We start from the raw sequence: 21,246 nt of genomic DNA, 5'->3' as shown, positions 1-21,246 counted from the left end.
ACGTTATTTTGTTTATAACGCTTTATACAATTTATTAAGAATAAAACGACCTCAACAACACATCTGCTTATGTTTAATTTTACAAACAATTTAATATCATTACACTTGCCAATTTCGTTTGCAAAAACGCTTTATCGCCCCACCCGCAATCATTCTATTCACAAAAAGACAGACGCCGCGATTCACTCGCGGCGCCTTTTGTCGTATTTTCAGCATTACAAGACGTGATTACCACATCTTGTCGAACTTCTTGCGGCTCTTTTCCTCGTCCTTCTTCTCCTGCACAATCGCGTCGATCACGGCGGCGACCGTCAGGTTGAAGATATCGTGCACGGAGGCGTCGGAGTCGGTGAAATGCACTGGCTTGTTCAGGCCCATCTGCACGGGGCCGATGGATTCGCCCACACCCATCTCGAGGAGCATCTTGCAGGTCGTATTTGCAGAAGAGAGGCACGGGAAAATAAGCGTGTTGACCGTCTGGCCCTTGAGCTTGTTGAACGGGTACTTGGTATCGCGCAGCTGCTTGTCGAGCGCCACGTTCACCTGCATTTCGCCATCGATCATGTAGTCCGGGAACTGCTCGTGAATCATCTTCACCGCATCGCGGGCCTTGTTTGCCGTACCGCGGGCCGCTTCCTTGTCACTGCCGAAGTTCGCGTAGCTGAGCATCGCCATCACCGGTTCGTGAGCGAAGAACCGCACCGCGTCGTGTGTGAGCTTCACGACATCCACGAGCGTTTCGGCATCGGGGTCGCGGTTCACGAGCGTATCGGCCAGGAAGAACGTTCCCTTGCGCGTGCTCAGGATATGCATTGCACCGAAGTGCTTGTATTCCTCGCGGATGCCGATGATTTCCTTCGCAAGTTCAATCGTCTCGCTGTACTTGGAGTAGCCGCCCGTAATGAACGCGTCAGCATCGCCCGTCTTGACCATCATCATGCCAAAATGGTTCGGTTCGAACATGTCGTCGCGGGCCTCGTCGAGCGTCACGCCATTGCGGCCGTTCTCCTCGGCGTAAATCGTCGCGTACTTGCGGCGGCGTTCGAATTCCTCGGGCGAGCGCGGGTTCACAATCTTGATGCCCGTAAGGTCGAGCTGTTCGCGCTGGGCGATAATCTGGATGCGTTCCGGGTTGCCGAGCACAATCGGGTGTGCAACGCCTTCCACCTTCGCCTGCACGGCAGCCTTGAGCATGTTCAGGTTGCTCTCGGCGAACACCACGCGCTTCGGGTTGCTGCGGGCCGTATCGCTGAACTGGCGGATAAGCTTGTTGTCGTAGCCCATCATGTCGCGAAGCTTGTCGTAATAGGCATCCCAGTCGGTAATCGGCTTGCGGGCCACCCCACTCTCGATGGCCGCCTTCGCGACGGCGATAGAAACTTCCGTAAGCAGGCGCGGGTCAAGCGGCTTCGGAATCAAGTATTCCTTGCCGAAGGTAAAGCGCTGCGCGTTGTAGGCAATGTTCACCACGTCGGGCACCGGCTGGTGCGCAAGTGCCGCAATCGCACGCACGGCCGCATGCTTCATGTGCTCGTTGATGCAGGTCGCGCGCACGTCCAGCGCCCCGCGGAAAATGTACGGGAAACCGATGACGTTGTTCACCTGGTTCGGGTAGTCGCTGCGGCCCGTCGCAAAAATCAGGTCGCCACGGCTCGCCATCGCCTCTTCATAGCTGATTTCGGGAGTCGGGTTCGCGAGCGCGAAAACAATCGGCTGGTCGGCCATGCTGCGCACCATCTCGCGGGTCAGAATGTTGCCCTTCGAGAGGCCAACGAACACGTCGGCGCCCTTCATGGCATCTTCAAGAGTCTCGATGTCGGTGCGGTCAGTCGCAAAGAAAGCCTTCGCCTCGGTAAGGCCCTTGCGGTCCTTGCGGATAACGCCCTTGCTGTCGCACATCACCAGGTTTTCTTTCCTGAGGCCGAGCGACAGGTACAAGCGGGTGCAGGCGCAGGCGGCAGCGCCGGCACCGTTCACCACCATCTTCACGTCGCGGATGCTCTTGCCCGCAACCTCGATGGCATTCAGGAGGCCCGCCGAAGAAATGATGGCCGTACCGTGCTGGTCATCGTGCATCACGGGGATGTCGAGTTCCGCCTTCAGCGTGTTCTCGATCTCGAAGCATTCCGGAGCCTTGATATCTTCCAGGTTGATGCCGCCGAACGTCGGGGCGATACCCTTCACGATTTCGATGAACTTCTTCGGGTCCTTCTCGTTGATTTCGATGTCAAATACGTCGATGCCCGCGTAAATCTTGAACAGGAGCGCCTTGCCTTCCATCACCGGCTTGCCCGCGAGAGCGCCGATGTCACCGAGCCCGAGCACCGCAGTGCCGTTAGAAATCACCGCGACCAGGTTGCCCTTGCCCGTGTATTCGTAGGCCAGGTTATTGTCCTTCTCGATTTCGAGGCAGGGGGCGGCAACGCCCGGAGTGTAAGCGAGGCCCAAGTCCGTCTGGGTGCTGTGCGGCTTGGTCGGCACGATTTCGATCTTGCCGGGCTTGCCCATGGAATGGTATTCGAGCGCCTGTTCCTTCAAATCCTTGCTCATACTTGGCTCCTTTCCGCCGGCCATTACCGCGCGGAACTTAATTTTCGGGGCACAAATTTAGTAAAAGGCGAGTGCAGCGCCAACACTTGTGTTGGCATTGCCGAGCCGCACTAAATGCGTTCCGTAGGAACGCAAATATAGAAAAAAGTTTACATTCCTACAAGGAGGGGAAAGGGGAAAAAGACTACAATGTCTGGTACATGAAAATGCAGTTTTCGTCGTATTTGGGCTTAACGTGGTTCTGAACGAACGCCTCCTGCTCCGGAGGCAGCCTTGAAAAGCCCATAGTCGTATAGTGCTGTATCAATTTCTCTTGAGGCAACGCATAAATATACAAGGCATTAACACCTATGAGCTTGCCGACAGATTCTGCCAAGGGGCGAACAAAAGAGAGAAAAATATAATACCCTATGCGCTTAATTCCCGGGTGGTTCCTTCGGTAAGCATCATTCACAGCAAAATTCGCAAGTTCAATCGCCGGGATTGATTCAAAAGCATCCTCGAAAACCTGCAGTGTTATCAATCCAGTTTTGAGCGAAAAATAACCAACCAGCTCCCCCGTAACCTTGTCCTTGACAAGATAAGTCCTACTCATCTTGTTAGTTTCATCCACGACAGACTGTTTCTTTAAATAGACCTCCAGCCCTAGAGCATCGTTCGAAACATTAAATTTTTCTATAAGGATCTGGTTTTCTGGGGACTCAAATAAATGTTCTACGGAAAAAGCTGGAGTATCATAAACGGAAAACTCAACGATCATTTGCCGAGAGCCTCCTCTATTTTTTTTCGGTCAATTTCTTGCGCTTCAAGGATAGACTTTTCAAACTCCTTGCACATATCGTTTAATTTCGAAAAATCAGGCTTTTTCGTGTGGAGAATATACTGGTAGGCAGCACTATTTTCTAGGCACCCCATAAATTCTTTACTTGGCGTTCTCATTACATATTCTCCTGTTTTAGAGACAATATATATTTTTTGCATTCCAATAGCAAGTCGCGTCTCTTTCCCTAATTCCTGGTGCCTCATCAAATCAGGCAAGCACTGTTTGCCAAATTGCTTTTCCTAGAACACCGAATCCTGTTCGTCTTCAATCTTTTCCGCGTTCTTGAAGTAATAATAAAGGACTAAATAGCCCTGGCGGGTGGATCGCTCACTTGCGGAACATTCAAGGACAACCATGTCAAGACTATCATCGAGTTTTTCTCCTTGCCCCCAAATGGCAGCCAGAGTACGCGCGCCGCCCTTTAAGGTGTACATCCAGTAGCTCGCATCATGAAAAACAGAACCCGGGTCGATTTCATCGCGGATCAAAGGTTCCCCGTATTTCTTTGCAATACGGTCCTTTGTGGCGTTGAAGGAAGTCTGCAATTCCGTTCCGTAGTCATTCGTATTGATATCTGAAGAAATTGCTTTAATCTGGTATAAGCCCTTATTTTTGTCAACATATACAATATAATGCTCAAATGACGGATGACTTTTCTTTGGTTTGATCAGGTAGGCATCATTTTTTACGAACTCGGGTTTGCCTTCGCACTCCTTGGCAATATCCTTAATCGTCATGCCCATCTTTAGACCGAAAGGCGATGCCATAGCAAGGGCGGGGAATATCGCCACAATCAGGAAAAACAGCATCTTTTTCATCTCAAGCCTCCTAGAAAGAGTGTACCTGCGAATAAAGATACATTCTGCCAGTGTCATATTATGACAATCGCAAAAATTTTCGAAAAAAAAGAGAGAATTGGAGCCAGTTCGGGCGGCCGCCCGCTTTTTACAGGGACATTTATAGGGACATTTTCGACCAGCTGGTTGCGGAAAAAGTTTACCCTTCAATATACACGAATGACTGCGGAGCAGCTGTAATGCCATATTCGGCAAGTGTCTTGGGAGTTTCAAATTTTTGCAGTTCGCCTAATTGGTAAGCGTAAGCCACCGACCTGTTGGCATAGTAATCCATGAACTTCGGGCGAGAAATCCCTGCATGGGCGCGAGTCTTTTCCCAAAGCTTTTTCGGAGAATCCTTTATCACACCAAGGACTTCAACCATCGCAACGACCTTCATTTCAGGAGCGGTTGAATAAATCAAAATACGGTCCACCTTGCGTTTGGCGACACTTCTGCGAAACTCATATTTCTTTGAGCCTTCGAGAATCTTGTGAACGTATTCAGGTTTGATGGAAAGGAGTATTGTGGACATAGAGTTTTTCCAATAATTCAAATAGTAGTTTTTCCCATGTTTGCAAATATGGGGTATAAATATCAGCTACATTCTCTAAAATGGTCAAATTCGACCACTTTAAGTCACTTCTTCAAGGAATATGTCCTATTCTTATTCGCTCCGTTGGAGACGTTTTTATCGCCGCTTTCGGGATTTATCGCCGTTTTTTTCGCCGTTTTTCAGGTTTATCGCCACTTTACCGCCGATTTATCGCCATTTTTCAATTTTATCGCCGATTTATCGCCACTTTTTGAATTTTGTCGGCGATAAAAAAGACTCGAGAATAGCATGGCTAATTCACCTTCCAACAATCGTTTTTTCAGGGGCGCCAACACGAGTAATCGCCAATCCATTATAGGGACATATTTTCTACGTTTTAGCGCACCTCATTTTGATCTTTCAATCACAGCATTTGTCCTTGACATTCTTGCCACCGACATGCAATTAGCAGTTTCACAATTGGTTATGTTTGTCCATTAACTGGTTTTTGTGAATTCCACCCTTAACAAAGGAACCCAAATTTCTTGTCCAAAATCATCTTGCCAGCTGCAAACCTGTAGCAGCGTCGCTTTTTGTGGCTTGTAAAGATTCTTCTGGAGATTTTTAAGATAATCATTAATAAAGTTACTGGAAAATGCGGCTATGAATCTTCCATTGTAATTCGTATTATAACACTGGAATTCGCGGCTGAATCCAATATCAATTTCTGTTCCAAGAGGAAGGGTTGTAAATTTCTCTTGCAAATACCGCGTCCTATTCTTGTTCTTTTCATTTACAAGAATATTCCCTAAATTCAAATCGCCTAATCCAGTTTCTACATGAATTATTTGAGGAATACTACATTCTCCAACTTTTCCCATTTTCTTGAAATTTCTAATCCAGGAACTTGGGAGACCCCTTTCATTGCCTAAAATGGTAAGAGATTTTTTTGCACGGGTTGCCGCGACATAAAGCAAACGGAACTGTTCTTGACTCTCTGGCTTCCAATCCCCTAAATTCAATATAACATGATCCCATTCAAGCCCTTTGGAACTATGCATTGTTCCGACATTAATCTGCAAATCCCCTTTCTTACTCAAATCAGCGTAAGAAACATCATTCAGATATTGCTCAAAGCCTCCTAAAGTGACCTCATCTTCACAATCCACAAAATCATTAACAACAGCATTCAACAATTCAAACGAACTTTCACCTTTGTGATGTCGTTTATATCTTTCTGCTATTCGTTTAAACTGTTCAATAGTCCAAGGTTTCTTGACAATCTCCTGATCTGTTTCAACAATCTGCTTGAATCCTACAATTTCACGGACAGAATCAACAGGGCATTTTTCTCTATCTTGACCTTTTATAATTCGGCAATCAACTCCTAGTTCCTCCAGTTTTGCCGCCGCCAAGAATGCTTCTGCATTTTCTGGGCTGAGAATACACGCAGAACCATTATCCTTTTTGCATTTTTCTACTAAAATTTTTGCCGCAGCAAAAGCGCCGCGCATACGGTCGTATTCTTCATAATATTCCAACACCCCATTTTCAAGGCATACACTATTTTGCCTTCTTCCATCTTTAACGCGATAATCTAGATAACTCAGGATTTCTTCATTTGCGCGAACTATATTGACTGCTGATCGATAGTTGTTGGTCAAATAAAATTCCTTAGTATTCGCAAATTCCGAGGAGAATTTCCTAAAAAATTCGGACGAGCTGCCTCGAAATTCAAAGATACTCTGGTCATCATCTCCGACGGCTATCAGTCTTGGAGGTTTATCTCCGTAGTCATAAAGAGCTTTGAGCATCCGGTATTCCGATTCGGAAAGGTCTTGGAACTCATCTACAAGAATCACCCCCAATGTTCCGATTCCGACGTCTTCACCAGATTCAATAACCTCCGCTGCCTTATTGATTATTTCTTCGCCTTTCTTTTCACACTCACCTTTCTTCTTGAAATCCTTTTTAGAGCCCTGAATTCCAAGAATGGAGAATGCCAGTGAATGGAATGTCGTAATGGCGACTCCATGCGCAAGGCCTTTTGCTAAATCGTTCAATCTTTTCCGGAGTTCTCTACAAGCTGAACGGGTAAAAGTTAGAATCAACAGAGAATTAGGTTGAATTTCCTCCAGCCAAAGCAAAGAGGCGGCCTTATGCACAAGCATATGAGTTTTTCCAGATCCTGGGCCAGCACCGACCAAAATATGGCGCGCAGGACTATTTATAATAGCCCGCTGTTCCTTATTTACTGCATTTATACGTTCGCGCATATTGACAGAAACAGCATCTCTTTCATCAGCGGTCATCATATATTTCTGCCGGAATTGCTGGATATTCAAGGTAAAATAATCATTCAGCAATTCTTGCGCAGCAGACTTATTTTGAAGCATCATCTCGGCATACTTGCCAACAATGTGGATTGCTTCGGCTTTATTCTCATAAAAATCATGCAACTTCTGGAAATCACGTTCACTAAACGGCCTACTTCTATTTTCGGAGTTTATATCTAAAACTAGGCCGGTATAGAACACCATCAAACCATTTTCTAGAGTTATAGCGCCTATCAGATGTAAGAAAAGTAAAGCAAATTCAAATTGAGCCTGTCTTGCAAGGTTTTCGACTTCTTTCGCTCCAAAAATTCTCAAAATAAGCGTATCGACAGAGAACCAAACTGCATCGCTAGAGGAATTATCTTTCTTATTCTCTTGCTCTTTCTGCATAATCAGCAGAACGTCAATAATTTTTTCAAAACATTCCCAATTGTCGCTAAGGTTTTTATGTACTTTCTCGATTTCCGTCAAGAATTCAACCTGATACAACTGGTGCCCGGCTTCAACTAGATGAATTTCTGCGATGCTCTCATGAGCCCAGTAACGTAACATGCCGCGCATTATCTGCAAACACTTTCTAGTTTCCGTTCCAGTTTCAGATTCGCCTCTAGCAGCATTGACCTTTGTTAAATTTAACGGGAAAAATTCTCCTACAGAATGTCCTTCGCAATTCTTTAATAGGATTTCCTGTAAGTCTTTCGCTCGAGCAAGCATTCGTTTGCTGTTGAATGTTCCCATCCTCTGAATTTTTGCACTCCAGTCATTGCGCTGATCCAGAAGATGCTTGCTACGTAAAAGGCGTAAGGCCTCATTCGCATCTTTACGTTCAATACCCAAATTCACTGTAATATCATCGAGCGCACATTCAGGAGTTTTTGTCCATCTTTTTGTAATGATATGTCGCATTATCCTGAAAGCAATGTTTTCTATAGTCCCCTGTTTGTCAACATTTGGACTATCCAAAGCACTTCGGACCTGTGCAACAGTTTCAATGGCAATCGATGACCCGAACATTTGCGTTTGGTTCCGCAACCTTTTCAAGAAACCTTGGTCTTCAAGAAGCATAATCGCATGCTTGACTTTGGTTTCCAAGCCACTCGTATTTTCTGTTTGCTCTGTCCAGCCGCATTTATCTGCGATTTCTAATGCAGACATAACAAGACGATCGCGTTTCTCGCTTTGTTTTTTGAGAACGCGCCAGATATCGCCTATTTCTTTTTCGGATAATTTTGACTGTTGCAATATTTGAAAATTAGTATCCAAATCTTTTGAATTATACAAGGCTACACAGAAAGCGTTCATGTCCTTTTTTCTGCCTGCACGGCCAGCTTCCTGCACATAATTTTCTAGCGTACTAGAAATCTCATAATGAGCAACTAATTCAACATTATCCTTGTCAACACCCATTCCGAAAGCTGTCGTAGCAACTATAGTATCAATACTTTCATTTTGGAACTTCTCCTGAATTTCCATTTTGACATCAGCATCCATCTGTCCGTTATAGCAGCCACTTTTAAAACCATATTCTTTCAGCCCCTCTGCCAACTTTTCTGTCGTCTTCACCGTAGATGCGTATATAATCTTGGGACCATCATACTGTCTCAACAGATTGACTAATTCCTTACCGCGTTCATGAAAATCCTTTGAAGCATTAATCACTGAATAATCAAGATTTGTTCGTGCGGCAGTGCTTACGAACTTTTTTAACTCTAAATTCATCCTTTTCTTGAAGTAACCGCAAATATCGTCAACGACGTCCTGCTTGGCGGTAGCTGTAAAACAGCTTATAGGAATATGAGATTCCAATTTCTTTTCTTCTTCAAGATCCTTTATAAAATCAGCAAGATAAAGATAATCTACACGAAAGTCCTGTCCCCAGGCACTAAAACAATGCGCCTCGTCAATAACAAACCTGTCAATACGACGATATTTCAATAATTTGAAAATCGTATTGGAACGAAGCGCTTCCGGAGAAATATAGAGAAGATCCTTCTCGTTCTCCATAATCGCCTTAATTGTACTCTTCCGTTCAAGTGGCGAAAGATTGGAATTTATGTATGCGGCCCGTTCAATTCCAAAACGTTTTGTCAGAACGTCCACTTGGTCCTTCATTAAGGCAACAATAGGAGAAATAACGACCGTCAAAGCCCCAATTTGATTACCGGCGATAAGAGCCGGTAATTGGAAAGTCATAGACTTTCCTCCACCCGTCTGGAACACGGCTAATAAAGAATCCCCTCGCATCGCCGATTCTACAACCTGTTGTTGTAAAGGAATCTTCTCCGTTTTATTGAAGGAGCGGAACTCTTTGAAGCCAAACCATTTCTTTAATTGTTTGGTGGAGCTTAGTTGCTCGGAGCAATAAGGGCATTGCGGATTATCACAGGGAATAAGGCGTCGACGACGAAGAATTCCTTCAAGATGAGGATATTGATAGCGAACCCAATGCGGAATATAGTCGGTAGGGCCATCTTCGCAGAATAACATTAGAAGAAAACACCATTCGATGCGATAAGCAGTCCATTCGTTTTCAAAATTTTGATTTAGGCAAATATTTTTTTCGTATTGACTTTGAAACCATTTCTGTATTTCTAATTGTTTTGAACGAAGTTCGTTCCGTTCAGAGATGTCAACAAGACTAAAAAAAGGCGCAAATCCAGGTTCATTCTGCAGAAATAAAAACAACAAACATTGAAGTTGCCATGGAAGAATTTTCCATTTTTCGATGCAATCTTCTAATAATTTTTTGCAGAGCCTCGCATCTTGTAGAGGATTTGATGTTTCATCTTCGCTGTGTAGATACTCCTTGCGCAACCTATGATAGGGTTTGCGAGGGAACAGCAATGAAGACAGCATCAAAGTATCAAGAACCTTAATATTCGGAAAATCTATAGAAAAATATTGCCTAAGTATTGGCGCATCATGATTTAATATATAGTGTCCAACGATAAACTCAGCCTTATCTGAAGCTTCTTCTAATTTTGCCGGGCTTGTCGCTCGAACTTCCTCTTCACCCAATATATAGCCATATTCCCGAACTTTCTGTGTTCCGGGATTATATTCCAAATCAAAAAATAAGAATTTGCTAAAATCAGGCATTCATCTGAAATATAAATGAATTCAGACATAAAAGACTCACTTTTTGCGAGAAATGCTATAGATTGTGAAAAAAAACAGCTCTCTTTTTCCGCAATGGGCTTGAAATACGCCCTGACTTGTTCAATAATCTTAACTGGACATTCATACAAGAACCTCCAGATAAATCTTCAGGATTTTCAGGCACGAAAGTTTTTCTGCATAGCGATAGAGTTTATTTATGTTCCGGTCTTGCCTTGCAAGGTAATTGGTCAGGATTTCCTTGGTCTCTTCGATTCCCACCTTGTTCCGGTTAGAGACAACGTCAACGACTGTTTTTTCTATATCGTAAATTTTGAAGGAATTCTTGTTTTCACTAATAGTGCGCACGCCAATGGTATGCCGCCTGTCCGAGAAATAATGCAACGAAAGCCTTTGCGATTCTGGCAGCGAGGAAAGCTTTGTCTTTGGCGGAACCGCGACATCGATGGCATCGGGGCGGGAGATTGGTCGCATCGAAAATCGGACGTTCTCCCGGATAGGCAAAGTAATGAATGCGGTTGTCGTCGCTTTCGCCGCTTGCAGTCAAATGGATGGCAGCAGTCATCTTGTATCTCGGGACATAGACGGTATCGTGCAGGTCGTAGATGCCGCCGCGAATCCACACGGTATCGCCCGCGGCCACCACCTTGTTTGCCTTGTTGAGCGTCGCAAAGGGCTTGTCCTTTGTGCCCGCCGCACTGTCGCTTCCGTCGGTTGCCACGTAATACACGGCACCGAACGACTGCACTGCCGCGAAGGCAAGCGCAAACGCGAAAGTGAACCTTTTGTCCATAAACACCTCGAGTATATGCTTTTATATATACTCTATTTTTTGGAAAAAAGATACCCTTTCTAAAACAAGCGGAGTATAAAAGAATAACCTAAGTCTAATATAAAAGCGCAGAATCCAAACAAGGCAAAAGGCATAATCGGAATAACACCAACTGCCGCAAAAATCATCCAAACCTTTCTTTGGACAATCTCTATTTTCAGCGAGAACAAATCAAGCAACAACAAAACAGCCGAAATCAACGTCATTAAAGGGAATAACAAATATACAACGTTGTCCGACCAAAAGCTATAGGTCCCTTTTATCAAGGCTGCCGGCGTATAATGAACGGTCAAGCACACCGCAGAAATAAACGCGGTCAAGGTAAAGAGCTTATCCATCAATTTCTTAATCAATTGGACCACCTCTTAAAGCAGCGCGCATCGCCAATTTCCCGATTAAGGGGCACTTTCTGAATCACAACTTTGTCGCTAAACGGGCTAACCTCAATTGTAAAGCCATCTAGTGGTTCAGCATCATAAAAAAAAACGATAGAATCTTGCCGTTCATCAATTCCAATACCCGTTCCTTGAACAACACCCCCACCAATACCTCCACTGCTGGGCGCAAATTTATATGTCAAAATATTTTTCTTAATGTTATCATCGTCCTGGTATTGGAGATGCCAAACATGATAAGCCCTAGAATCAACAAAAAAGTTATACCAAAAGGAATTGTTCTGAAACTCTTGTTCTAGAAAAAGCTTCTTGCCATCCAATTCACATTGCTTTAGATTTTTATCTCCATTTTCATAAATAGGAAAAGTATCCGCTGCCATTGGATCAGGATTAAAACATGCGCGAATACAAGACAAATACGAAAGAAAGATTATGGTAAAGGCTATTTTCGCCCACAAATCCTTCTTTTTAAAAAACTCGACCGCTTTAAATATTTTTTCCGATATTTGCATACAACAGATAAAATATACAAAATCCGGGTTGAGTTTGCACAGCCCGCGCTAGGGAGAAAAAGTGAGGGTATAGAAATGTATGGATCCCCTCCGCTATGCACCGAGGATGACAGCATTTAAAGTCGGGGGCAACGAAGTAAAATGATGAGTTTTTCTGAAAGGCTCAAAAGCGAGTAAGACGAGGCGCCTTACCGACCGTAGCGTACTAAGCGTACGTGAGGTCGGGGGCAACGAAGTATTACGAAGTTTTTTAGCCCTTCACGTGAATTGCCGAAGCAAACTCTTTCAAAAGCGCCGGGTCTTCGACCTTTTCCCAGAGCGTGCCGGTCACGATGATGTTCGCGCCTGCGGCCACGCGGATGGCGGCCGTCTGCGGGTCCTTGATTCCACCGCCGGTGATGATGGTCATCTCGGTGGCCTTACGGGTATAAGCGATGTGCTCCACGGGCACGGGCTCTTCGGCGCCGCTGCCTGCTTCCAGGTACACATAGCGCATACCCATGAGTTCTGCCGCGATGGAGTTCACCATGCTGAGCTTGGGCTTGTTCGCGGGCACAGGCATGGTCCCGCTGATGTATTCCACGGTGGTACGCTTGCCGCTGTTGATGAGCTGATATGCCGTCGGGATGGCTTCCATGTTGAGTGCACGCACGAGCGCGCCTCCACGCACCTGCTCGTCGATGAGGTAGTTCGGGTTGCGGCCGCTCACGAGGGTCATGAAGAGCATCGCGTCGAAACCGGGAACGACCTGCGAAGCGCCACCCGGGAAAAGCACCACGGGCAGGTCCACGTTGGCCTTGAGGGCTGCCACCTGCTTGGGAAGCGTGAAGTTGCCCAGGTAAGAACCGCCCACCAGGAGCAGGTCGGCACCGTTCTCGGCGGCCATCGCACCCGCCTTCACGAACGCGGCCTCGTCGGATGTATCGGGGTCGAGCAGTACGGCAAAAAGCGCACCGCGTTTCTCGATTTCAGCGTTCAGGCGAAGTTCGGTCTTACCAGGTTTCATAATCAATTCCTTCGTTCACAAGCGGAACATGTCCCTTAAAGATACAATATTTCGGCGCGGCTACCGCCTGAGCACCAGGCGAGTCACCGTTTTTGCGCCCGAAACCGCCCTCACAGCATACACTCCCGGCTTCAGCGTGGAAATATCCAGCGAAACGCGGCGGGCATTCCCATTCCAGCGCAGGGTTTCGCGATTGTTCACGTCGAACAGGCGGATTTCGCGAATGTCGCCCGAACTCACGACCTCAAGGGTATTGCCCGCGAGCGCTACATTCAGGTTCACTGCCGGCGCGGCGACAGGCTTCACGGCATCCGTCGAGCCGCTCCCGAACTTTTCCCCGATATCCACGCCCTTCTGCTTCACGAATCGCGAGATGAGCCGGATATACGCAGTCTGGTACCCGAGAGAGGGTTCCGTGAGTTCCCAGGAATCGATGGGCCAGCCCTCGTTGATGTTCGCGTACATCTTTGCGTGCGGTTCCCCGACCGGGAGCGATACCGCATAGCAGAGCGCGTTGTTCGCGGCACTCCCGCAACCCTTCGCAGAATTGTCGGCATCGTACTGCTTGCAGCAGGCCGCCCACGCATAGCGGGAGTTCGCGCCACCCGTCACGTAGCCCGGAGCGGGATTGTCGCCCGTAAACCATCCGTGATAGAACTTGGTGACGCTCTTGCCTGCACCGTAGCCACCCATGTTCGAGAGATACACCATGCCGAACGGGTTCACGCCGTGCAGGTAGTGCAGGTAATCTTCCGCGGCATCGTGCCATGTGAGCGCCTCTGCAGAGGTCGCGCCTTCGTAGGCCGCCATCTTGCCGAACAAAAGCCCGCTCGAAGCCTTCGCCGAATTGGAACCCCAGTTGTAATCGCGGATGTAGGAACGGTAGCCGTCATCCCCCAGGCCCGCCGCAATATACTTACTTTGTCCAAAAATCGAGACGAAGCGTTCCTGCACGATTCCCTTCACGTCGGCATCCGCATCCTTGTAGCCCAGGTACTGCAGATAGAGCAGGTCGTGCGCAACGCGGTACTGGTCGAGCGCCCAGCTGCCGTACTGCCGCATCAGGGGCAGGCTATCGGGAGTCGCCTCGAAACGCCCGAGGTATTTCGCATCGCCGGTGAGTTCGTACATCGCGAAGTCCGATGCCACCTTCACCGCGAAGCGTGCACCCGTCGTGTAGTTGGTATCGATTTCCTGCTGGCCTGCCGCAAGGTCCTTGGTGCCGTATTCCGCCTTGTTGTTGTAGAACATGGAATCCGGGTGAGCCTCGGCCCACTTGTAGGCACGCTGGGCGGCATCCTTGAGCGTCGCCGCATATTCGGTGTTCCCGCGCTTGCCCGCCACAATGGAACCGAGCGCGAACGCCTTCGCCGCAGAGTAAGCGGACATCGCGTTGGGGGCGCCGTAGTAACTGCGGCCCGTCGCCGCCGAAGGGGGCGATACGTGGTCCTCGTCAACCACCGAGAGCACCGAGCCATCAGCATTCTGCATGCGGAGCAGGTGATCCATTCCCCACTTCACCTCGTCGAGAACATCGGGAATCCCGTTGCCCGATTCGGGAATGTTGTAGTCGTCGGTAAATGCACGTGGCACGTCCATGTAGGCGCGCAGAAGCGTCTCGATGTAGTTGCCGTTCCAGATGGTGTACTTGTTGAAGTCGCCCGCATCGAACCACCCGCCACTCACGTCACGTTCCGTCGCGGCATTCGTGCTGTCCGTAAACAGGCGGGCCGTCTTGTCCTGCGCGTGGTTCACATCATCGGCCCAGTCCTTGCCCGCATACTTTTCCTCTTTCGCCATGCCTACGCGCTGGTAGAACATCATGCGCATCGCCGCCTTCAAGATATCGTTGTACACGTCGTCCCGGATGCGGAAGTAAAAAGACTGCTTCAGGTTATCCGCCTTGTCACGGATAAAGTAAGTACCCGGCGTATTGAGCTGCGAGAAATCGAACCACCAGATTTTATCGCCCGAGGCGGTATCGATTGCACCCTCCTGGAAAGCGACCGGTGCTCCGGAAAATACGACCTTCGTGGTCGCGCTGTCCACGACCTCCATCACATCACCCGGAGTATACGAGAGCGACGCATCGTAACCCACCTCGGGGCTACGCAATACGGCGACCTTCTTTGCATCGGGGCGGTACCCGAACTGGTCGACGGTAATGAACACGTCCTGCGCGAAAGCGACAGGCGCGAGGAATGCGACTAGTAGAAACAATGGGAACATCTTATTCAATATAGTATAGGGCAGACCCGATTGCGACCCCATTTTTATTCCAACTTGGAATGCGATTCGCCCCAAAACGACACCCGCGCGTGATATATAACACAAAAAGGTGGGCTTTCGCCCGCCTTCCTGTTCTCCTCCCCTTTCCTCCTAACAAGAGAGTGCCTAGTCCTTCACGCAACGGACTCGGAACGAACGATCCGGAGAATTCGACATGATATTCCAGCCGCCTACTCCGAAGCTTATCAAGGTCGCCCATTTTTCATCCTTTTCATATTCCCATTCCCTATAGTAATCGTCATAGCGAGAATCAAGCCTGACCACATATTCTCTTTTTTCTCCAGAATAGGTTCCCTCGAATCCGGCCCTCGCCAAATAGTCGTCACCCCACATATAGTCCCTGTCTTCTTCACCCAATTTTTCGTTTATCCATTCCAACAGATTGCTCCATTCATCACCCCACGGGAGATGCCACCCCTCCGGACATATTCCCCGATACTGGGATGTCCCCGTCGCGGCCATGACAGAATCTATCGCCTGGCCAAGCCGTTTATAGTCTATGGCGTAGTCGCTTATACCAACCGCATCGCAATAGGCATGATTGTCATACGTTTCTCTGCATTCTTCGGGCGTAAGCATCACAACAGAATCCGGCAAGTCAAACGCCTGGGCCAAGGCGTAGAGCCCGTCAGTAGAATTGAAGACAAGATCTTCCGCCAGCCAAGTCTGGTCTTCATACTTGAGGCTATAGGTAACAGTCTTGTACGTCCGCCCGTCACGAGCATCCGTCATCACGTCAAAGGCCGCATTCACAGCGTTCGATTGCATAAAAATTTTCTTGTATGTCCATCTGCCAGAACCACAGGAAATATTCATATCGGCATCGTTGACTGTCACCCGCTCCATAAAGCCTTCGCGTTCTTCGGTACATTCACCCAGTTCATAAAGGCCAGCCATAAATTCACCCAGGAGAGCCCCCTCGCTATCGCTCGTTCGGCCATACTTACTCCAGTTGTAAATCTCGTTCGCGAAAAAGTCGCGCACCGAATCGACCTGGGAGAGCGTCCCCGTCGCCGCAAAGGCATTTGCCATTTCGGACGGGGGCGCAACGCAGTTCCAATCCCACATAAAGTCACTCAGGAAATTCATGGCGATCAGACTATTCCGACTTTCGACATAATCACTCTTGTCGAACACAAACGGTTCTCCATACATGCCGAGCGTCTCAAGGATTTCGCCATCTGCCTGCTGTTTCGCAGTTTCAAATGTCTTACCCTGATTTACCAGGTTCCGTATGCGCGATGATTCTAGATAAGTCATCACGTTGATGTCGATATTTTTCGCTTTCCGCAAGTCCACAATTACGCTATACGTAACCGTGTAGCGCTCGCCGAGCGAATCATATTCTGCAAACGACCAGTTTCCATCCCATTGCCACCATTCGCTTTCCACATACGGGGCAAGCTCAAGCATCACATACGGACTACGCAGCGCGACGCTGTCAAAACTGAATTCTCCCGACGAGTTCATACAGAGAGTGTAATAGAACGTGCCCGTCGTATCCAGGGTCACCGAATCCAGTTCAGACAACCTAATGACAGCGCCATCTTCGGCGCCACTAGTCCATTCGAGCAAATCCGTATTTTCAGGCATCTGCGCAAGACGCGCCGCACGGCCAGACACCGACCCCTCGAAAGCATAGATTCCCGTCTCTTCGGCAGAACCACCCGCCGTCGGCTTGTCGCCGGAGCATGCCGCGGACATCAAGGCGAGCGGCATCGCCACGCTGCAGACAAACTTTCTGCTCATTTTTACGTAATTCATGGTATCCTCCTAACCTTTTTTATTTAAACCTTTATTCGTCATCGGGAAGAATTGGATGTTCATACGATAGACTTCATCCGTTTCGTTGTCCCGCGTGGCAATCGCGACAACCCTCTTGCGGAATTCCGCGATTTCCTTGACAATTTCTTCGTAGGCGCCGCGCGTGACACCGAGCGTGAGGCCCGAAAAGTTCCGATCGTCCTGAGACACGCCCTCGATAGCCTCGAGAGCGATTTCACCCATCTGGCGATGCAGCCCGCGCACGGCAACCGGAGTCGCATTCATCGGGCCCGTCGTCACAGACTTCTCGGTCTGACGGTAATTGCCGTCTTCGTCTTTCTGGAGCAGTTCCGCATTCACGAGGAACCTGAGCGTCTCGCTCACCTCGGCGGCACTCACCTTCGGGCGGCATGCATGCGCAAGTGCCAAGGGCTTGGCCCCCGGCATGGCGGGAGCAAGTTCGCGGATGACCGGATTCTTCCAGTCACTGAAGAAGCGGAAGGAATCCCCCTCCAAAATTTTCGCCTTGTGGGCATCGGCAATCGCGAGCATCCTGTTGAACGCGGCCTTTTTCTCGGCGTCATTCTTCGCATGGTCAAAGCGAACCATCTCGCAAAAATATCCCTGTTCGAAATCCGCAAGCTTCATCGCCTGTGCAACGCGAACTGCAGCCTCGTCACTCAAGTTGTAGCGTCCCTCGCTTACGTATTTCAGGTAGACCGGCGAAGAGAACCCCGCCGCATTCGCGAACTCCGGCCAGGTGAACGCGGATTTTGCCTTTCTGTCGGCGTAATAGTCCGCAATATACAGGCGGTAGTCCGTATATTCGAGAATATCTTTCATTGTTCCTCCTAACATCGGCCGTATCGGTTGCACAAGACTCTTTTATTGTTCGAGGCTAGCCGTACGAGCCGTTCTGGGATTAAATATATACTCTATTTTTGAAAAAGTCAATAGTTTTACAATATTTTTTTTGTGTTTTCATGTAGAATTTAAGCAATTTTTAGAATTTTTATTAAAAATTATACTTTTCTACAATATTTTTCAAGGTTTCACCCGCGAGGAAGGTTCGGGATTGTCGCGCATCCCGCGACTAATGACTATATTATCACCATGGACTTCTTCACCAAAGTAGACACCCCCGCAGCAAGCTTCAACATCGACTACACGAGCCACTTGGCTTTTTTCGGGTCGTGCTTCGCAGACAAAATATCGGCACAGTTTGCGGCACGCAAGTTTGACGTATTCGCGAACCCGTTCGGGACAGTCTACAACCCGGCATCCATCGAGCGGCAAATCAAGGCCATCGCCGAAGGAAAAGTTTTCGGAGAAGGGGATGTTTTCCAGGACACCCGTAGCGACAAGCTTTGGCACAGCTGGGATGCGCACGGTTCGCTCTCGGGCGCGACACGCGAAGAATGCATCGCGAAGATGAACGAGGCCGCGACCCGCACGCGCGAGTTTCTGCAAAAGGCCGATGTCGTATTTATCACGCTCGGCACCGCGCTCGTGTACTTCCTCAAGGACGCGCTCTCAGGTAGCGGGAACATCCGCGGCTGCGCAGTCTCAAACTGCCACCGGCAGGACCCGCGCATTTTCGAACACAGGATGATTACGGTAGAAGAAGCGGCAGAATCGATTCGCGGGATTGTCGTGAGTTTACGCACGATTGCGGGGCGCAACCCGCATATCGTATTAACCGTATCGCCGCTCAGGCACACGGGCGACGGCGCGCACGGCAACACCCTTTCGAAGGCGACGCTGCAACTCGCGGTAGAAAAGGCAATAGCCGGCATGCAGGCGTCCGCGAATTCAGTCAGTTACTTCCCGAGTTACGAAATCGTGATGGACGAACTGCGCGACTACCGCTTTTATGCCGATGACATGATCCACCTGTCCAAAGCCGCAGAAGAATATATCTTCGAACGCATGGCAGAAACCTACTGCAGCGAAAGGACCCGAGCAGACATCGCCCGCGTCGAAAAATTCATGAAGATGGCAAACCACCGCATCATGAACGCGGATTCCGACATCGCAACGGAATTCGCGAAAAAGCGCATGGCACAGGCCAGGGAACTGGAAATTCAGATTCCGGGATTAGATTTGGGCCAGGACATCCAGACACGGCATTAAAAACAGATGTCAAGATTCTTACAAACAAATACCTTTTTGTTATAGCCTCCAAAAGAATTGACACCGGAATTTACCTTTATCTATATTTGCGACCAAATTAACAATTTGGCGTTATGGAATGCAAGCTTTTTTGGCTACGAACGAAATCATATGGAATCTTTTTTCGGCGGCGCTCGTCGGAGCGGTGGCAGGAGGAATTGTCGCCGGGCTATTGATTTGGCGCATGAGGAAAAAGCTGGCAAAAGACCAGCAAAGCCACGACCAGCAAAGGGACAAGCTCCTAAAGGAATTCGAGCAGGACTGCAACAAGCGACAATCCGCATGGATATTGTTTCAAGAACTGGAAGCGTTCGCAGGCTGCATCCTGGAAGCAGACCAATACGCCTCGTCAATCCTCGCCGTGCAGCTGAAAACGGAAAACGCCCAAAGTTCCGTGCTCTTTTTCGGGAACCTGATCGACAAGATAGAGATTCTCTGGCAACGGAGCAGCCGCCTGCTAAGCAACAGCGCAGCCGTTAGGATACGAAACATCGCCACGCTGATGAACCAATATAAGCAAACCGCCACGCGCTGTTACCAAATTGTCGCCTCCGCCCACCCGCAATTCGCCGGCCCAGCCGCGGCGCAGGCCATCGTCATCGAAAGGCTCGAAAAAAAGTGCGCCCTGCTGCAACAACAGTGGAACGCGGAATGGACCCAGCTGAGCAACCAGATGAAGCTCCTGCAAAGGGAAATGTTCCGGCACTAAAAAAAACGCCCCGCTCGGTTAGGAGCAGGGCGAATTTCTCGCGTAAAGATGCAGCTATTAGGCAGCCTTCACGACTTCCACGACCTTGGCGAAAGCTTCAGGATCGGCGACGGCCATGTCAGCGAGGACCTTGCGGTTCAGCTGGATGCCCGACTTGGAAAGCTTGAAGATAAACTGGCTGTAGCTGATGCCATGTTCGCGGACTGCTGCGTTCAAGCGAGTGATCCACAGAGAGCGGAAGTCACCCTTCTTGTCACGGCGGTGGGCGTAGGCATACTGACCGGCGTGGGCTACGGCGTCAATGGCAAGGCGAAGGTTCGACTTGCGACGGCCATAGAAACCCTTGGCGGCCTTGAGGATGTTTTTGCGGCGTTCGCGGGAAGGAACTCTGGTTTTAGCGCGTGGCATTCTTACTCTCCTTATGCTACTACAAGCAGACGCTTGACGTGATAGGTATCGACCTTCTTGACGAGTGCACCCTTACGAAGGTTGCGCTTACGCTTAGTGGTCATCTTGGCTTGAATGTGGCGCATACCAGCGCGCTTGAACTTGACGTGGCCGGAACCCGTCACGCGGAAGCGCTTCTTAGCACCGCTGTGTGTTTTCATCTTAGGCATTTTTACCTCTTCGGTTATTAAGTTGAAGCCTCACCTGCTGCCTTTGGCTCGGTTGCGGGCTTTGGCGCCTGGTCCTGCTTTTTGGCAGAACCCGCACCACGTTTAGGACCGTAGATAGAAAGCATTGTGTTGCCTTCCACCCTGGAGTCCATTTCCAAATCGCCGAATGGAGCCAGGTCTTCCTTGGCGCGTTCCATCAGGCGCTTGCCGTAGTCCATGTGCGCCATCTCGCGCCCACGGAACTGCATGATAAGCTTGACCTTCATACCGTCCTGCAAGAACTCGGCCGCCTGCTTGATCCTGTACTGGTAGTCGTTCTCGGCAGTCTTCGGGTGCATCTTGATTTCTTTCAGCTTCACCACGTGCTGCTTGGCCTTAGCAGCCTTGGCCTTCTTGACCTGCTCGAACTTGTACTTGCCGTAGTTGATGATGCGGCATACGGGCGGTTTTGCATTCGGAGACACTTCCACCAGGTCCAGTCCGGCGTCCTTTGCCATCTGCAATGCCTTGCTCGTCTCGATGATGATGGCCTCGCCATCTTCCTTCACAAGACGAATCGGGGAGATATGGATATCTTCGTTGGTACGGGTCCCATCGCTGGGACGGTTGGGCATGCGGCGATCGCGCGGATTAGGGAACAAGTATACTCCTTGGGTATGATTGTTAATGTGGGCGAAAATTTAGCAAGTTTTTTGTAAAAATCAAATATCTTTCGGCAAAACCCTTTAAAAAACGCCCGATTTTTGTATAATT

The 21,246-nt window shown here is 48.8% G+C and carries 19 protein-coding genes; 2 read left to right on the top strand and 17 right to left on the bottom strand.

The annotated features are described in order from the left end of the window. Window positions 1-228: 228 nt before the first annotated feature. The 14 genes from B2952_RS10720 to B2952_RS10655 all read right to left on the bottom strand — a co-directional run bounded on the left by B2952_RS10720 (window position 229) and on the right by B2952_RS10655 (window position 17,838). The gene (locus B2952_RS10720) at window positions 229-2,550 is read right to left on the bottom strand and encodes an NADP-dependent malic enzyme (protein WP_290736360.1); all 2,322 of its coding nucleotides are present in this window, start codon (window positions 2,548-2,550) and stop codon (window positions 229-231) included. Between the two features lie 184 nt (window positions 2,551-2,734). Then, on the bottom strand, window positions 2,735-3,310 hold the full coding sequence (locus tag B2952_RS10715; RefSeq protein ID WP_290725125.1) for a hypothetical protein: 576 nt from the start codon (window positions 3,308-3,310) through the stop codon (window positions 2,735-2,737). Then, complete coding sequence (locus B2952_RS10710; protein ID WP_173382167.1) at window positions 3,307-3,588, bottom strand: hypothetical protein; 282 nt, start codon at window positions 3,586-3,588, stop codon at window positions 3,307-3,309. The genes B2952_RS10715 and B2952_RS10710 overlap by 4 nt, the downstream gene beginning before the upstream one ends. Before the next feature lie 24 nt (window positions 3,589-3,612). Continuing rightward, window positions 3,613-4,191 (bottom strand): hypothetical protein, encoded by a 579-nt coding sequence (locus B2952_RS10705; RefSeq protein WP_290736362.1) that lies wholly within the window; start codon window positions 4,189-4,191, stop codon window positions 3,613-3,615. A gap of 178 nt (window positions 4,192-4,369) precedes the next feature. Beyond that, window positions 4,370-4,744: an ASCH domain-containing protein gene (locus B2952_RS10700; protein ID WP_173382165.1), complete on the bottom strand. Its 375-nt coding sequence runs from the start codon at window positions 4,742-4,744 to the stop codon at window positions 4,370-4,372. A 497-nt stretch (window positions 4,745-5,241) separates the two neighbouring features. Further along, window positions 5,242-10,179, bottom strand: coding sequence for a RecQ family ATP-dependent DNA helicase (locus tag B2952_RS10695; RefSeq protein WP_290736364.1), 4,938 nt, complete (start codon window positions 10,177-10,179; stop codon window positions 5,242-5,244). 141 nt (window positions 10,180-10,320) lie between these two features. Beyond that, entirely contained in the window at window positions 10,321-10,545 is a 225-nt protein-coding gene (locus tag B2952_RS10690; RefSeq protein ID WP_290736365.1) for a hypothetical protein, read from the bottom strand. Continuing rightward, window positions 10,532-10,990: a right-handed parallel beta-helix repeat-containing protein gene (locus tag B2952_RS10685; RefSeq protein ID WP_290736367.1), complete on the bottom strand. Its 459-nt coding sequence runs from the start codon at window positions 10,988-10,990 to the stop codon at window positions 10,532-10,534. Before B2952_RS10685 ends, B2952_RS10690 begins: the two co-directional genes overlap by 14 nt. 59 nt (window positions 10,991-11,049) lie before the next feature. Continuing rightward, window positions 11,050-11,382: a hypothetical protein gene (locus B2952_RS10680; RefSeq protein WP_290736369.1), complete on the bottom strand. Its 333-nt coding sequence runs from the start codon at window positions 11,380-11,382 to the stop codon at window positions 11,050-11,052. Next, window positions 11,379-11,936 carry a hypothetical protein gene (locus B2952_RS10675; RefSeq protein ID WP_290736371.1) on the bottom strand — a complete coding sequence of 186 codons (558 nt, stop codon included), beginning with the start codon at window positions 11,934-11,936 and terminating at the stop codon, window positions 11,379-11,381. Before B2952_RS10675 ends, B2952_RS10680 begins: the two co-directional genes overlap by 4 nt. Window positions 11,937-12,186: 250 nt before the next feature. Beyond that, window positions 12,187-12,942, bottom strand: coding sequence for a geranylgeranylglyceryl/heptaprenylglyceryl phosphate synthase (locus tag B2952_RS10670; RefSeq protein ID WP_290736374.1), 756 nt, complete (start codon window positions 12,940-12,942; stop codon window positions 12,187-12,189). A 60-nt stretch (window positions 12,943-13,002) separates the two neighbouring features. Beyond that, window positions 13,003-15,171, bottom strand: a complete 2,169-nt coding sequence (locus B2952_RS10665; RefSeq protein ID WP_290736378.1) for a glycoside hydrolase family 9 protein — start codon at window positions 15,169-15,171, stop codon at window positions 13,003-13,005. 165 nt (window positions 15,172-15,336) lie between these two features. Continuing rightward, window positions 15,337-16,995 carry an FISUMP domain-containing protein gene (locus B2952_RS10660; RefSeq protein WP_290736381.1) on the bottom strand — a complete coding sequence of 553 codons (1,659 nt, stop codon included), beginning with the start codon at window positions 16,993-16,995 and terminating at the stop codon, window positions 15,337-15,339. A gap of 9 nt (window positions 16,996-17,004) precedes the next feature. Next, entirely contained in the window at window positions 17,005-17,838 is an 834-nt protein-coding gene (locus B2952_RS10655; RefSeq protein WP_290736384.1) for a TIGR02147 family protein, read from the bottom strand. A 270-nt stretch (window positions 17,839-18,108) separates the two neighbouring features. Between B2952_RS10655 and B2952_RS10650 the strand changes: the two genes are divergently transcribed. Next, window positions 18,109-19,128, top strand: a complete 1,020-nt coding sequence (locus B2952_RS10650) for a GSCFA domain-containing protein (protein ID WP_290727918.1) — start codon at window positions 18,109-18,111, stop codon at window positions 19,126-19,128. A 223-nt stretch (window positions 19,129-19,351) separates the two neighbouring features. Next, the gene (locus tag B2952_RS10645; protein WP_173382155.1) at window positions 19,352-19,876 is read left to right on the top strand and encodes a hypothetical protein; all 525 of its coding nucleotides are present in this window, start codon (window positions 19,352-19,354) and stop codon (window positions 19,874-19,876) included. Window positions 19,877-19,933: 57 nt separating this feature from the next. Here the strand turns inward: B2952_RS10645 and rplT are convergent, their stop codons facing one another. The 3 genes from rplT to infC are packed head-to-tail and all read right to left on the bottom strand — an operon-like array spanning window position 19,934 to window position 21,134. Next, window positions 19,934-20,284: a 50S ribosomal protein L20 gene (gene rplT / locus B2952_RS10640; RefSeq protein ID WP_173365268.1), complete on the bottom strand. Its 351-nt coding sequence runs from the start codon at window positions 20,282-20,284 to the stop codon at window positions 19,934-19,936. 11 nt (window positions 20,285-20,295) lie between these two features. After that, window positions 20,296-20,493: a 50S ribosomal protein L35 gene (rpmI, locus tag B2952_RS10635; protein ID WP_072812865.1), complete on the bottom strand. Its 198-nt coding sequence runs from the start codon at window positions 20,491-20,493 to the stop codon at window positions 20,296-20,298. Between the two features lie 17 nt (window positions 20,494-20,510). After that, entirely contained in the window at window positions 20,511-21,134 is a 624-nt protein-coding gene (infC, locus tag B2952_RS10630) for a translation initiation factor IF-3 (RefSeq protein WP_290725086.1), read from the bottom strand. Window positions 21,135-21,246 lie beyond the last annotated feature (112 nt).

It is taken from the genome of Fibrobacter sp. UBA7003, assembly GCA_002449765.1.
GTDB lineage: Bacteria > Fibrobacterota > Fibrobacteria > Fibrobacterales > Fibrobacteraceae > Fibrobacter.
This window is presented reverse-complemented; position numbering and strand designations above follow the sequence as displayed.

Bases quoted from the DNA above. Each gene is read 5' to 3' on its own strand.
- B2952_RS10720 (WP_290736360.1), bottom strand. From the start codon at position 2,550: ATGAGCAAGGATTTGAAGGAACAGGCGCTCGAATACCATTCCATGGGC.
- B2952_RS10715 (WP_290725125.1), bottom strand. From the start codon at position 3,310: ATGATCGTTGAGTTTTCCGTTTATGATACTCCAGCTTTTTCCGTAGAA.
- B2952_RS10705 (WP_290736362.1), bottom strand. From the start codon at position 4,191: ATGAAAAAGATGCTGTTTTTCCTGATTGTGGCGATATTCCCCGCCCTT.
- B2952_RS10700 (WP_173382165.1), bottom strand. From the start codon at position 4,744: ATGTCCACAATACTCCTTTCCATCAAACCTGAATACGTTCACAAGATT.
- B2952_RS10695 (WP_290736364.1), bottom strand. From the start codon at position 10,179: ATGCCTGATTTTAGCAAATTCTTATTTTTTGATTTGGAATATAATCCC.
- B2952_RS10685 (WP_290736367.1), bottom strand. From the start codon at position 10,990: ATGGACAAAAGGTTCACTTTCGCGTTTGCGCTTGCCTTCGCGGCAGTG.
- B2952_RS10675 (WP_290736371.1), bottom strand. From the start codon at position 11,936: ATGCAAATATCGGAAAAAATATTTAAAGCGGTCGAGTTTTTTAAAAAG.
- B2952_RS10670 (WP_290736374.1), bottom strand. From the start codon at position 12,942: ATGAAACCTGGTAAGACCGAACTTCGCCTGAACGCTGAAATCGAGAAA.
- B2952_RS10665 (WP_290736378.1), bottom strand. From the start codon at position 15,171: ATGTTCCCATTGTTTCTACTAGTCGCATTCCTCGCGCCTGTCGCTTTC.
- B2952_RS10660 (WP_290736381.1), bottom strand. From the start codon at position 16,995: ATGAATTACGTAAAAATGAGCAGAAAGTTTGTCTGCAGCGTGGCGATG.
- B2952_RS10655 (WP_290736384.1), bottom strand. From the start codon at position 17,838: ATGAAAGATATTCTCGAATATACGGACTACCGCCTGTATATTGCGGAC.
- B2952_RS10650 (WP_290727918.1), top strand. From the start codon at position 18,109: ATGGACTTCTTCACCAAAGTAGACACCCCCGCAGCAAGCTTCAACATC.
- B2952_RS10645 (WP_173382155.1), top strand. From the start codon at position 19,352: ATGAGGAAAAAGCTGGCAAAAGACCAGCAAAGCCACGACCAGCAAAGG.
- rplT (WP_173365268.1), bottom strand. From the start codon at position 20,284: ATGCCACGCGCTAAAACCAGAGTTCCTTCCCGCGAACGCCGCAAAAAC.
- rpmI (WP_072812865.1), bottom strand. From the start codon at position 20,493: ATGCCTAAGATGAAAACACACAGCGGTGCTAAGAAGCGCTTCCGCGTG.